This is a genomic window from Stenotrophomonas sp. C9D9 (genome assembly GCF_056491205.1).
In genome coordinates this window covers 717,049-730,086 of record NZ_JBSZIF010000004.1, presented here as the reverse complement: position 1 = coordinate 730,086, position 13,038 = coordinate 717,049, and the positions used below count along the sequence as shown (strand labels likewise).

Annotated in this window: 10 protein-coding genes, 1 other RNA gene and 2 pseudogenes; 9 read left to right on the top strand and 4 right to left on the bottom strand. The window is 68.4% G+C overall.

Translation table 11 applies throughout. The features are described from left to right. Window positions 1-8: 8 nt before the first annotated feature. The gene (locus ACXI0D_RS08865) at window positions 9-377 is read right to left on the bottom strand and encodes a YraN family protein (protein WP_479642493.1); all 369 of its coding nucleotides are present in this window, start codon (window positions 375-377) and stop codon (window positions 9-11) included. Then, window positions 367-2,087, bottom strand: a pseudogene (locus ACXI0D_RS08860) (penicillin-binding protein activator). Before ACXI0D_RS08860 ends, ACXI0D_RS08865 begins: the two are co-directional and overlap by 11 nt. A gap of 81 nt (window positions 2,088-2,168) precedes the next feature. Between ACXI0D_RS08860 and rsmI the strand changes: the two are divergent. After that, window positions 2,169-2,987 (top strand): 16S rRNA (cytidine(1402)-2'-O)-methyltransferase, encoded by an 819-nt coding sequence (rsmI, locus tag ACXI0D_RS08855; RefSeq protein WP_014035976.1) that lies wholly within the window; start codon window positions 2,169-2,171, stop codon window positions 2,985-2,987. A gap of 155 nt (window positions 2,988-3,142) precedes the next feature. Further along, window positions 3,143-3,496, top strand: an RNA gene (gene rnpB / locus ACXI0D_RS08850) — RNase P RNA component class A. An 88-nt stretch (window positions 3,497-3,584) separates the two neighbouring features. Here the strand turns inward: rnpB and ACXI0D_RS08845 are convergent. Then, window positions 3,585-4,064 (bottom strand): DM13 domain-containing protein, encoded by a 480-nt coding sequence (locus ACXI0D_RS08845; protein ID WP_049443140.1) that lies wholly within the window; start codon window positions 4,062-4,064, stop codon window positions 3,585-3,587. A 358-nt stretch (window positions 4,065-4,422) separates the two neighbouring features. Continuing rightward, a complete protein-coding gene (locus ACXI0D_RS08840; protein ID WP_479642492.1) occupies window positions 4,423-5,211 on the bottom strand; it encodes an NRDE family protein in 789 nt (262 codons plus the stop codon). 369 nt (window positions 5,212-5,580) lie between these two features. On the opposite strand from ACXI0D_RS08840, the pseudogene ACXI0D_RS08835 reads away from it, so the two are divergent. The 7 genes and pseudogenes from ACXI0D_RS08835 (at window position 5,581) to mraY (ending at window position 13,038) form a co-directional block, all read left to right on the top strand. Next, window positions 5,581-5,983, top strand: a pseudogene (locus ACXI0D_RS08835) (division/cell wall cluster transcriptional repressor MraZ). A gap of 14 nt (window positions 5,984-5,997) precedes the next feature. Continuing rightward, window positions 5,998-6,966 (top strand): 16S rRNA (cytosine(1402)-N(4))-methyltransferase RsmH, encoded by a 969-nt coding sequence (rsmH, locus tag ACXI0D_RS08830; protein WP_049443142.1) that lies wholly within the window; start codon window positions 5,998-6,000, stop codon window positions 6,964-6,966. Beyond that, window positions 6,963-7,226, top strand: a complete 264-nt coding sequence (gene ftsL / locus ACXI0D_RS08825) for a cell division protein FtsL (RefSeq protein WP_014035980.1) — start codon at window positions 6,963-6,965, stop codon at window positions 7,224-7,226. Before rsmH ends, ftsL begins: the two co-directional genes overlap by 4 nt. After that, window positions 7,223-9,067 (top strand): peptidoglycan D,D-transpeptidase FtsI family protein, encoded by a 1,845-nt coding sequence (locus ACXI0D_RS08820; protein WP_014035981.1) that lies wholly within the window; start codon window positions 7,223-7,225, stop codon window positions 9,065-9,067. The genes ftsL and ACXI0D_RS08820 overlap by 4 nt, the downstream gene beginning before the upstream one ends. Then, on the top strand, window positions 9,064-10,572 hold the full coding sequence (locus ACXI0D_RS08815; protein WP_049443143.1) for a UDP-N-acetylmuramoyl-L-alanyl-D-glutamate--2,6-diaminopimelate ligase: 1,509 nt from the start codon (window positions 9,064-9,066) through the stop codon (window positions 10,570-10,572). Before ACXI0D_RS08820 ends, ACXI0D_RS08815 begins: the two co-directional genes overlap by 4 nt. Next, on the top strand, window positions 10,569-11,963 hold the full coding sequence (locus ACXI0D_RS08810; RefSeq protein WP_101764934.1) for a UDP-N-acetylmuramoyl-tripeptide--D-alanyl-D-alanine ligase: 1,395 nt from the start codon (window positions 10,569-10,571) through the stop codon (window positions 11,961-11,963). The genes ACXI0D_RS08815 and ACXI0D_RS08810 overlap by 4 nt, the downstream gene beginning before the upstream one ends. Then, entirely contained in the window at window positions 11,953-13,038 is a 1,086-nt protein-coding gene (gene mraY / locus ACXI0D_RS08805) for a phospho-N-acetylmuramoyl-pentapeptide-transferase (protein WP_010481929.1), read from the top strand. The genes ACXI0D_RS08810 and mraY overlap by 11 nt, the downstream gene beginning before the upstream one ends.

Here is a 13,038-nt window from a genome sequence, read left to right as displayed (position 1 = left end):
GGAAATCATCAGCAGTCATCCAGCCGGAATGCATCCCGCAGCCAGTGCAGCTGCGGTGGTTCGCCACTGGCTTCGACCACGTCGAAGCGGCAGGGCGCATTTGCCAGCGCCGGGTGGTCCTGCAGGTACAGCTGCGCGGCATGCACCAGGCGCCGGCATTTGCGCGCATCGACCGAAGCGGCGCCGCCACCGAAATCGGATCGCGCGCGATAGCGCACCTCCACGAACACCACGGTGCCGGCATCGTCCATCACCAGGTCCAGTTCACCGCCGCGATAACGCACGTTGCGCGCACGCGGCCGCAGTCCGGCCTGTTGCAGATGCTGCTCGGCGGCGGCTTCCACCGCCGAGCCACGTTGGCTGCGCTCAGCGACCACCGACGATCGGCATCGGCCGGCCGCCATTGAAGGTCGACCATGCCGGCTGGCGCAGGATGTTGCCGTTGCTGTCCAGGAACAGGGTGCCGGTGGCACGTCCAGGCCGCCTTCGTTGGACAGCTTGTCCAAATAGGCGGTGATCTTCCAGGCATCGGCGCCGAAGGCGAACAGGCGGCCGGCCGCACCGCGTGCGCTCGGCAGGGTGCTGGCCACCTGGCTGGCCGAAGGCAGTCCGGACACGCTGCGCACGTTCCAGGCTTCGTTCGGGTAGACGATGCCGTCCAGCGCCACGTCTTCTTCCACCTTGCCGCTGCCGACGGTCAGCTGCGAGGTGCCGACGCGGGTGGCGCCACCGGCACCGGCCAGCGCCAGCTGCGGTGCGAGCAGGCGGGCCTGCGGCGCACGCACGGCGAGGAACACCGCATCGACCTGGCCGGCATTGCGCACCTGGGCGCCGATGTCGCCCACCGCGTCGCTGACGCCGACGGTCGCTACCACCTGGCCACCGCGCTGCGCGAATCGCTGCGCGAAGGCGGCGGCGGAACGGCGGCCGGTGTCGTCATTGCTGCTGATCACCAGTGCGCGGTTGCGTTCGCGTCCACGCAGGTATTCGGCGGCGACGATGCCGTCGTCTTCCGGCGCCAGCGAGAAACCGGCGCTGCCGGCCGGCGGTGCGTCCTTGCCGCGGTTCAGGGCCAGCACCGGCACCTGCAGCTGCTGGCGGCCGTACACGGCGTCCACTTCGTCGCGGCCCAGCGGACCGACCACGAAGTCGGCACCGGAGGCGACGGCCTTGTCATAGGCAGCGAGGGCACCGGCCGGAGTGCCGGCGGTGTCGAAGAAGTTGATGTCCGGGCGGCGGCGGCTTTCACCGTAGTAAGCGCTCAACAGGCCATCGCGCACCGGCTGTGCGGCGGTGGCCAGGCGGCCGCTGAGCGGCAGCAGCACGGCCAGCTTGGCCGGCGGGCGGTAGCCGTCGCTCATCGCCGGCGGACGCTTGCTGGTGTCGAACTGGGCCGCGCCATCGCGGTCGAACGGGCGCGGCAGCGGCAGGCCGCGCGCGATCAGCGCACGACCGGCGAAGTTGTACAGCGGGTCGTTGGCCGGCAGGGCGGCGGCACGGCTGTGCAGGGTGGCGTCGTCGAGGGTGCCGAGCAGGCCGGAGATGGCGGCCTGGTTCTCGCTGCGCGCGCTGCCGGTCAGGCTGGCGTGAGCGCGGGCACGCTCGGTGGCGGCACCGAAGGCATCGCCGGTGCCCTGCAGGGCCTGGGCGCGGGCCAGCAGCCAGCGGGTGCGCAGGCCGACCGCAACGCTGTCGGCATGATCCTTCAGCAGGGCCAGCGCCTGCGCCGGCTGCTTGTCGGCCAGGGCCAGCTCGGCACCGGTCAGCTGGTAGCGCTGTAGGCTGGCGCCGGACAGCTGGCGCGCGGTGAGCTGGCCGAGCAGGCTGCGCGCGCGGGCACTGTCACCGGCGAGGTGCCAGGCCCAGGCCGCATCGGCCAGCGCGTTGCTGCGGGCGCCGCCGCGCAGGGTGGCGGCCAGGCCTTCCAGCTGCAGCGCGGCGTCGCGCGGCTTGCCCTGTTCGATCAGCGCCAGCGCCTGGCTCTGGGCCGGCGAATCGGGCGTGCTGGTCAGGCTGGTGGTGGCACAACCGGCCAGCAGCATCAGCGACAACGACAGGGCGGAGATCCGTGCGGCGGGCTTGTTCATGATCGGGTCCATGCGATGAGGGCAGCGGCCTTGGCCGGGTACACGCTACGATTCTACCCTTGCCCCGTGAGTACCGCTGAAATGAGTGTCCCAACCCTGTACGTCGTCGCCACCCCGATCGGCAACCTGGCCGATCTGAGCCCGCGCGCGCAGGAGGTGCTGCGTTCGGTGGCGGCCATCTGTGCCGAGGACACCCGCCGCAGCGGCCAGCTGCTGTCCCATTTCGGCATCCAGCAACCACTGGTGGCCCTGCACGAACACAATGAAGAGGCCCTGGCGCAGCGCCTGGTCTCGCGCCTGCAGGCCGGCGAGTCGCTGGCGCTGGTCAGCGATGCCGGCACCCCGCTGGTCAGCGATCCCGGTTTCCGGCTGGTGCGTGCCGCGCGCGCGGCGGGCATCAAGGTCAGCCCGGTTCCCGGTGCCTGCGCCGCCATCGCCGCGCTGAGCGTGGCCGGCCTGCCCAGCGACCGTTTCAGTTTCGAGGGTTTCCTGCCGGCCAAGGCCAGTGGTCGCCGCGACCGGCTGCAGACGCTGGCCGGCGAAGTGCGCACGATGGTGTTCTACGAATCCTCGCACCGCATTGCCGAATCGCTGGCCGACATGGCGGCGATCTTCGGTGGCGAACGCCCGGCGGTGCTCGCCCGCGAGCTGACCAAGCTGTTCGAGACCGTGCTCGATGGCGACCTGGCCGGCTTGTTGGCCAAGGTGGAAGCCGACGACAACCAGCGCAAGGGCGAGTTCGTGGTGATGGTGCAGGGCGCGGGTGATGATGAAGAAGCGCAGCTGGCCCATGGTCGCCGCGTGTACGCCAAACTGAGTGAGCACCTGCCGCCGTCGACCGCCGCCAAGCTGGCCGCCGAGTTGACCGGCGCACCGCGCAAGGCGTTGTACGGCAGTTGATCGATCGTGCGGACCAAGGTCCGCACCCACTAAAGCGGAATCCGCACCCACCAGAGCAGCGGAACCGGTAGATCCACGCCATGCATGGATGGATGAACCGGATGCCGCGATCAGCACGGCAGGAAAGGCGTGCGTACGCTAGAATACGCGCTGGCGGAGCCGGCCAGACAGTCGCGTCATCCCTTCGGGGGTGCCGAGGAAAGTCCGGGCTCCATAGGGCAAGGTGCCAGGTAACGCCTGGGCGGCGCAAGCCGACGGAAAGTGCAACAGAAAGATACCGCCTACGTCTTCTTCGGAAGGCCGGTAAGGGTGAAATGGTGCGGTAAGAGCGCACCGCGAGTCTGGCAACAGACCGGCACGGCAAACCCCACCTGGAGCAAGACCAAAATAGGGATCCTTTGGCGCGGCCCGCGTTGGATCCGGGTAGGTTGCTTGAGCGTTGCGGTGACGTAACGCCTAGAGGAATGACTGTCCACGACAGAACCCCGGCTTATCGGCCGGCTCCGCCTCTTTCTTCTTCCACGCATGGCGTGGATCTACCGTGATTGCGGGGTCGGATCCCTTTCCGGAGGAAAGGGATCCGACCCCATGCCCTGGTCAGCCCGGCGTGCGGTACTGCCCGGCGGAAATGAACTGCGAGAAGCGCTCGCACCACACCACCACCGTGGTGTAGTCATCCACGTCCACGTTCGCGGGCACGTCCACCAGGAAGCGGTTGAAGCTCTTCACCTCGCCGATGCGCTGGGCCTGCGCCTTGATCTTCAGGAAGTCGGCCTTGTTGTCGACGAAATCGCGGACCAGGTAGACCTTGTAGTCCGGGCCCGGCCCCATCTTGCCGTCGAAGGCGACCTGGGTGGCGCTGACGCTGACCTTGCCTTCGGCCCAGTGCACCGCGTCGCTGCCTTTGAGGTCGCGGCGGAAGGTGGTGCGGTAGGTGGCGTCGTTCATGGCGGCCTGCACCTGCGCGACCGGCGGGTCGTCGGGGGCGATCAGAACGGGCAGGAGGTAGACGCCCAGGCCGAAGCCAAGGCCGAGGGTGAGCAGGTGGGTGGCGAGCAGGATGAGGATGCGGCGCATGGGGCCTCCCGTGTGGTTGCGGTCGATCGCGCGGCGCGGTGCCGGGCGCGACCACCCTGGGAGGTCAGGGACGACATTTATAGACACAGTGCCGGATACGAAAAGGGCACAGTGCGCAGGTTGAGAGGCCGGAGCCCCTGTGGCGCGGGCGGATCGCGGTCGCGGTTGGAAGCTGAATGACGTTTCGAACCTGATGCGATGACGACTGCCGTCGCGTGGATCGCGACAACGCGATGCCCGCTAGTGCCGGCCGCTGGCCGGCAGCTTCATGGCGCATCCGAAGATCCAGAGGTTGCCGGCCAGCGGCCGGCACTACCCCGCTGGCAAGAGAATCCGCCCAGTGGCCGGCACGACCCGGTCAGAAAATGACGTGGCTCTGTCCGCTGGGTACACCCTGCGGGCCGAAGCGGCGTTCGTGGATCTCGCCGTGGCCGTCGGCGTCGATCAGCAGCACGGTGCTGGCGCGGGTGCCGTAGTCGTCGCCGCGGATGAAGGCCGGGCTCAGCCAGCGCTCGCGTTCCAGGCCGATGCCGGTGTCGGGCAGGTCGCTGTCGGCAGGGCGGTGTTCGTCGGCCAGCGCGGCCCAGAGCGGGGCCAGATCCGGGGTCAGATCCCTTTCGCGTTGCGAAAGGGATCTGACCCCGTCTTCTTCCAGCCATGCCGACAGCGCCGCCATCAGCCGCCGGGTCTTCGGCCAGGGCGCGTCCAGCGCGCCGTTGGACATGCCGTGCACGCCCGGGCCGAGGGTCTGCCGTTCGGCGGGATGGTTGCCCAGGTACTCCAGGCTGTCGCCATCGGCCAGCAACAGGTTGAACGGGGCGTAGGCGCCAGCCACGGTCGCCAAGCGGTCGATATGCACGGCGGCCGGGTCGCGGCCGCGCAGGAAGTCGGCCACCAGCGCGCCCCGCGACGGGCCGGTCTGGGCCGCCAGCGGGTCGCGGACGTTGGTGACCACCGCCATCCGGCCCGAGGCGCCGACGCCGGCCCAGCCACCGCCGGAGCGCAGGTCGCGCCCCCCGATGACGGACGTCTCATCCTGCCAGGGGGCCAGCGCCGCCGTCGGGCGGGCGTGGAACTCATCACGGTTGCCGGTCATCACCAGCCGCCAGCGCGGGTGGTGCATCCAGCCAAGAGCGAGCAGGCACATGGCTTCATTGTGCACGGTTTGCGCAGTCTGGCGCCGTTTCCGGCCCGTTCCGGATGAATGCGCGGCCGATGTTTCACGCCCTCTCCACGCCCCTGAACTTCCGTTCAATCTCAAAAATTGAGACGGATCAGCAACTTGTGGATAAGCCTTGAACAATTCTCTAAAGGTTGTTGCAAGCCATTGATGCGGCTGGCGATTTCCCTGCTGAAAAGTTGTTGACAACCCTCGGCCCGCTGCTAAGGTGGGCATCAGAGGGAAATCCGGGTGTTTTGTGGGTTTTCGTGGTTCAATGTTTCACCGGGCGAAGGACAAGGTGCAGGCGTCGTGTTCCAGGGCGAGACGGCCATCACAGTTGACGACAAAGGGCGCATGGCGGTTCCCACCGCTTACCGCGACCTCGTCGCGCGCGCCAGCAACAACCGTCTCGTGCTGACCTACAACCCGTTCGAAGCCGGCTGCCTGTGGCTGTACGCAGAGTCGGAATGGGAGCGGGTCCGCGACGATGTGATGTCCAAGCCCAACACCCAGCGCGTCGTGCGCCTGTTGCAGCAGAAGCTGGTCGGCTCGGCCGCCCATCTGGAGCTGGACGGCAACGGTCGCATCAGCATCCCCGCCAGCCACCGCGGTGCGGTGGGCAGTTGAGAAGAAGGCGGTATTGCTCGGTATGGGCGACAAGTTCGAATTGTGGAGCGAGCAGGCGCATCGGGCCCTGATCCAGCAGACGTTGTCTGACGAGGATCTGGGTGATGGGTTGCTCGACCTGAAGTTGTGAGCCGGGGTGCCCGGATGCGCCCAGAAGCGCAGGCCGGTCACCTTCCGGTGTCGCAGTCGCCGGCGGTGCACCTGCCGGTCCTGTACACCCAGGTCCTTGAAGGCCTGAGGGTGATCGAAAACGGACGTTATCTGGATGGCACGTTCGGTCGTGGCGGTCATGCACGTGGCGTGCTTACCCAGCTCGGTCCCGAGGGGCGCCTGCTGGTCATGGACAAGGATCCGGAAGCCATCGCCGTTGCCGAGCGCGATTTCGCGCCGGACCCGCGCGTGTCCATCTTCCGTGGCAGCTTCGCCCAGCTGCTGCAGTGGGAGGCGACGGCCGAAGGCCTGGACGGCGTGCTGTTCGACCTCGGCGTGTCGTCGCCGCAGCTGGATGTGGCCGAACGTGGCTTCAGCTTCGGCAAGGACGGCCCGCTGGACATGCGCATGGATCCGGACAGCGGTGAAAGCGCCGCGCAGTGGATCAACCGCGTCGAAGACCGCGAGATCGCCGATGTGCTGTGGACCTATGGCGAAGAGCGCCAGAGCCGCCGTATCGCCCGCGCCATCGTGGCCCGCCGCGAGAAGCAGCCGTTCACGCGTACCGCCGAACTGGCCGAGCTGATCGCCTCGGTGATGCCGCGCGGAAAAGACAAGATCCACCCGGCCACGCGCAGCTTCCAGGCCATCCGCATCCACATCAACCGCGAGCTGGCCGATCTGGAAGCCGGTCTCGATGCGGCGGTGGAACGGCTCAAGCCCGGTGGCCGCCTGGCGGTGATCAGCTTCCACTCGCTGGAAGACCGCATCGTCAAGCAGTACATGAACCGCCTGGCCAAGGCGCCGCCGGCCAACCGCCGCCTGCCCGAGGCCGTTTCGTTCGTGCCGACGCTGGACCTGATCGGGGGCGCCATCAAGGCCACCGACGAGGAGCTGGCCGCCAACCCGCGTGCCCGCAGCGCCGTGCTGCGCGTGGCACAGAAGCGGGAGGTCGATGCATGAGCCGCCTGCTGCTGATCATCCTGCTGGCCTGCACCGTGGCCTCGGCGATCGGCGTCGTGTTCGTGCGTCACCGTCATCGGCAGACGTTCATCGAACTGTCGCGTGCCGAGCGCACGCGCGATGACATCAACCTCGAATTCGGCCGCCTGCAGCTGGAGCAGGCGACCCTGGCCGAAGCCAACCGCGTGGACCGCATTGCCCGCGAGAAGCTGGGCATGAAGTTCCCCGAGGCCGGTGACATCGTCGTGGTGCGCCCATGAGCAAGACCGGCCGCAACCGCCCGCGCAACGCCTTCAACCTGCGCCAGCGCCTGCGCTGGGTCGCGCTGGCGCTTGGCCTGTGCTCGGTGTCGCTGGTGGGGCGTGCGGCCTACGTGCAGATCATCAACAGCGATTTCTACCAGCGCCAGGGCGAGGCCCGTTACCTGCGCGAGCTGCCGATCAAGACCTCGCGCGGCATGATCACCGACCGCAACGGCGAGCCGCTGGCGGTGTCCACGCCGGTTGCCTCGATCTGGGTCAACCCGCAGGACCTGCTGCGTTCGCCCGAGCGCATCCCGGAGCTGGCCCAGGCGGTCGGCATGTCGGTGGATGAGCTGAGCAGCCGCCTGTCGCAGAAGTCGGACAAGGAATTCATGTACCTGCGCCGCCGGATCAATCCGGACGAGGCAGAGAAGGTGGTTGCGCTGAAGATCCCGGGCGTGGCCGCGCAGCGCGAGTTCCGCCGCTTCTATCCGCAGGGGGAAGCGATGGCGCACGTGCTGGGCTTCACCAACATCGACGACCGCGGCCAGGAAGGCCTGGAACTGGCGTTCGACGAATGGCTGCGCGGCAAGGCCGGCGCCAAGCGGGTGATCCGCAACCGCAAGGGCGAGACGGTCGAGAGCGATCTGCTGCGCGCCGCCGAGCCGGGCAAGGACCTGACCCTCAGCATCGACCGCCGCATCCAGTACCTGGCCTTCAAGGAACTGCGCAACGCGCTGGTGGCCAACAAGGCGGCCGGCGGTTCGATGGTGATCATGGACGTGACCACCGGCGAGATCCTGGCCATGGTCAACCTGCCGACCTACAACCCGAATTCGCTGACCGGCGCGATCCCCGATACGCGCCGCAACCGCGCGGTGACCGACCTGGTCGAGCCGGGCTCGACGATGAAGCCGCTGACCATCGCCACCGCGCTGCAGGCCGGTGCGGTGACCAAGGACACCATCATCGACACCAACCCGGGCTACATGACCCTGGGCCGCTTCACCATCCGCGACGTGCCGCGCAACAACGGTGTGCTGAACGTGACCGGCGTGATCACCCGCAGCTCGAACGTGGGTGCAGCCAAGGTCGCGGCGAAGATGCCGGACCAGACCTTCTATGACGGCGTGCGCCGCTTCGGCTATGGCTCGGCGCCGCACAGCGGTTTTCCGGGTGAATCGGCCGGTGTGGTGATGCGCCCGGCACGCTGGTCGGGCACCACCAAGACCACCATGTCCTACGGCTACGGCCTGTCGGTCACGCCGCTGCAGATCGCCACTGCGTACTCGGCACTGGCCAACGGCGGCCGCCTGATCGCGCCGACCTTCGTCAAGGGCCAGCGCAACGAAGGCCAGCAGATCATCGACGAGAACGTCGCCCGGCAGGTGGTGGCGATGATGGAAACGGTGGTCACCCAGGGCGGCGCCAAGCAGGCGGCGGTGCTGGGTTACCGCGTGGCCGGCAAGACCGGCACCGCGCGCAAGGCCGGCCCGGGCGGTTATGAGCGCGGCCATTACAACGCGCTGTTTGCTGGCGTGGTGCCGGCCACCAACCCGCGTTTCGCCACCGTCATCGTCATCAACGACCCGCAGGCCGGCAAGTTCTACGGCGGCCTGGTGTCGGCGCCGGTCTACCACAACGTGATGGAAGGCACCCTGCGCCTGATGGACGTGCCGCTGGACGACCTGCAGTCGTGGCTGGCCGCACAGCAGTCGGGCAAGGTCGGCCATTCGGCGTCGATCCTGCCGGCGCCGCCGGCCGAGGCCGCGCTGCCGGTCGATGCCGCTGCCGAATTCGATGCTGCGCTGCCGAGCGCGCAAGCCCAGACGCCGCCCGCTACGGGAGGCACGCAATGAGTCCTTCGATGTTGCTTTCGCAGTTGCTTCCGGACGTGGCCCTGGCAGGGCACGATCCCGTTCTGACCGGCCTGGTGCTGGACAGCCGTGCCGTGCGCCCCGGCAATGCCTTCGTCGCCATCGCCGGTTTCGGCGCGCATGGCCTGGGCTTTGTCGAGCAGGCCCGCGCCGCCGGTGCCAGCGCCATCCTGTTCGAACCGCCGGCGCCTGCCGAACTGCCGGCACCGGCTGATGCGATCGCCGTGCCGGCCCTGCGCGCGCGTATGGGTGCGATGGCCGACCAGTTCCATGGCGCACCGTCGCGGGCGATGGCGATGGTGGGCGTGACCGGCACCAACGGCAAGACCTCCACCGTGCAGCTGCTGGCCCAGGCCTGGCATCTGCTCGGAACGCCCAGTGGCAGTATCGGCACGCTGGGCGCCGGACTTTATGGCGCGGTCGAACCGACCGGCTTCACCACGCCGCTGGTGCTGCAGATGCATGCGTTGCTGGCGCAGCTGCGCGACGCCGGTGCGCGCGCGGTGGCGATGGAAGTCAGCTCGCATGCGCTGGACCAGGGCCGCGTGGATGCCGTGCACTACGACGTGGCGGTGTTCACCAACCTCACCCGCGACCATCTGGACTACCACGGCGACATGGCCAGCTACGGCGCGGCCAAGGCGCGGCTGTTCCATCGCCCGGGCCTGAAGGCCGCGGTGATCAATCTTGACGACGCCTTCGGTCGCCAGCTGTTCGCTGGCCTGCCGGCCGGCGTGCAGCCGATCGGCCTGAGCTCGCGCGGTGCCAGCGACGCCAGCGTGCGCGCCGAGGCGCTGCAGCTGGACGGCCGTGGCATCGCCTTCGAACTGGTCATCGACGGCCAGCGTGCGGCGGTGCAGTCGCCGCTGCTGGGCCGCTTCAACGTGGACAACCTGCTGGCCGTGGCCGGCACCCTGCACGCGCAGGGCCAGCCGCTGCCGCGCATCGCCGAAGTGCTGTCGGCGCTGCAGCCGATCCGTGGCCGCATGAACCGCCTGGGCGGCGAAGACGGCCTGCCGACCGTGGTGGTCGACTACGCGCATACCCCGGACGCGCTGGAACAGGCACTGGACAGCCTGCATGGCCACCTGCACGGTGCGCTGTTCTGCGTATTCGGCTGCGGTGGCGAGCGCGATACCGGCAAGCGCCCGCAGATGGCGGCAATTGCCGAGCGCCTGGCCAACCAGGTCATCGTCACCGACGACAACCCGCGTGGCGAAGATGGCGACGTGATCGTCGCCGACATCCTGGCCGGCTTCCAGAATGCCGATGCCGTGACCGTGCAGCGCAGCCGCGCGCGCGCGATCGGCCTGGCGGTGAAGCGTGCCGGTGCGGGCGACATCATCCTGATCGCCGGCAAGGGCCACGAGCCGTACCAGGAAGTGAATGGCGTGCGCCATGACTTCGACGACACCGAAGTGGCTGCGGCCGCATTGGCGGCCAAGGCCGGTGTCCTGGCAGCCCAGGCCGGGGAGGGCATCGCATGAAGCGCACCCTGCTTTCGCTGATCGCACACTGGGCCGGCGGCGAGATCCATGGCGACGACGTGGCCATCGATGCGGTCAGCAATGACACCCGCAACCTGGGCCCGGGCAGCCTGTATGTGGCGCTGCGCGGCGAGCGTTTCGACGGCCATGACTTCGCTGCCGACGCGCAGGCGCGTGGTGCCAGTGCGCTGCTGGTCGAGCGCCTGCTGCCGATCGACTTGCCGCAGGTGCTGGTGGCCGACAGCGAACTGGCATTGGCGAAGATCGCCACCGGCATGCAGCGCGACCGCGATACCGAGGTGTTCGCGATCACCGGCAGCAATGGCAAGACCAGCGTGAAGAGCCTTCTGCTGTCGATCCTGCAGCAGGTGGCGCAGCACGCGCACAAGGTGGTCTACGCCAACCCGGGCAACCGCAACAACGAGATCGGCCTGCCGCTGGCGGTGATCGATGCCCCGGAAGATGCCGACTACGCCGTCTACGAGATGGGCGCCGGCAAGCCGGGCGACATTGCCTACCTGACCGACATCGCCCGCCCGCGCTATGCGCTGGTCAACAACATCGCCCCCGCCCACCTGGAGCGGATGGGCAGCCTGCTCGGCGTGGCGGTGACCAAGGGCGCGATCTATGCCGCGCTGCCGGCCGATGGCGTGGCGGTGATCAACGCTGACGATGCCTATGGCCGCTGGTTCGAACAGCATTTCATCAGCACCCCGGCGCGCTGCCGCGTGCTGCGCTACGGCCTGGAACACTCGGCGGACGTGACCGCGCGCGACATCCGCGCCGGTGCGCAGGGCAGCCAGTTCACCCTGGTCGCACCGACCGGCGAAGCCCGCGTGGTGCTGGGCCTGCCGGGTCGCCACAACGTCAGCAACGCGTTGGCCGCCGCCAGCCTGGCGCTGGCCGCCGGTATCGATCTGGCGCTGATTGCCACTGGCCTGGCCGAAGCGCAGCCGGTGCCGGGTCGCCAGATCGCCCATCAACTGCGCAACGGCGCGGTGTTGGTGGACGACAGCTACAACGCCAACCCGGGCTCGCTGGCCGCCGCCATCGATGCCCTGGCCGCCGCGCCGGAAGAGGGCTGGCTGGTGCTGGGCGACATGCGTGAGCTGGGCCCGGATGCCGAGGCGCTGCACGCGCAGGCCGGCCTGCGCGCACGTGCCGCTGGCCTGAAGCGCCTGTATGCGCTGGGTCCGCTCAGCGCCGCTGCTGCTGCCGCCTTCGGCGACGGCGGTCGTCATTTCGCTACCCATGACGCGCTGTCGCAGGCGCTGAAGGACGAGCTGCACGCTGGCGTGCGCTGCCTGGTCAAGGGGTCCCGTGGCAGCGCCATGGACACGATTGTCAAAGCGCTGCTGGCGCAAGGAGAGGAATCCCCGCATGTTGTATGAACTGGCTCGATGGTTGCAGCAGTTGGAGAGCCTGTTCGGGCTGTTCAACTACCAGACGTTCCGCGCCATCCTTGCCGCGTTGACGGCCCTGTTCCTGTCGCTGTGGCTCGGCCCGGCGATGATCCGCAAGCTTGCCCAGTTCAAGGGCGGCCAGCCGATCCGCAAGGACGGTCCGCAGACCCATTTCTCCAAGGCCGGCACGCCGACCATGGGCGGTTCGCTGATCCTGCTCACCATCACCCTGTCGGTGCTGATGTGGGCCGACCTGCGCAACCGCTACGTGTGGCTGGTGCTGGCGGTGATGCTGTGCTTCGGCGCCATCGGCTGGTATGACGACTGGATCAAGATCGTCCGCCGTGACCCGAATGGCCTGAAGTCGCGCTGGAAGTACCTGCTGCAGTCGATCTTCGGCCTGGCTGCGGGCCTGTTCCTGTTCTACACGGCCGACGTGCCGGCAGCGCTGACCTTCTACATCCCGATGTTCAAGTCGATCGCGCTGCCGCTGGCCGGCATCGGCTTCGTGGCCATCGCCTACTTCTGGATCGTCGGCTTCTCCAACGCGGTGAACCTCACCGACGGCCTGGACGGCCTGGCGATCATGCCGACCGTGCTGGTGGCCTGCGCGCTGGGCGTGTTCGCCTACGCCTCGGGCAACGTGGTGTTCGCCAACTACCTGCAGATCCCGCAGATCCCGGGCGCCGGCGAGCTGGTCATCATCTGCGCGGCCATCGCCGGTGCGGGCCTGGGCTTCCTGTGGTTCAACACCTATCCGGCCATGGTCTTCATGGGCGACATCGGCGCGCTGGCGCTGGGCGCGGTGCTGGGCACGATCGCGGTGATCACCCGCCAGGAGCTGGTGCTGGTGATCATGGGCGGCGTGTTCGTCATCGAAACGCTGTCGGTGATGATCCAGGTCGCTTCGTTCAAGCTGACCGGCAAGCGCGTGTTCCGCATGGCGCCGATCCACCACCATTTCGAACTGAAGGGCTGGCCGGAGCCGCGCGTGATCGTGCGCTTCTGGATCATCTCCGTCGTGCTCGTGCTGATCGGCCTGGCCACGTTGAAGGTGCGCTGA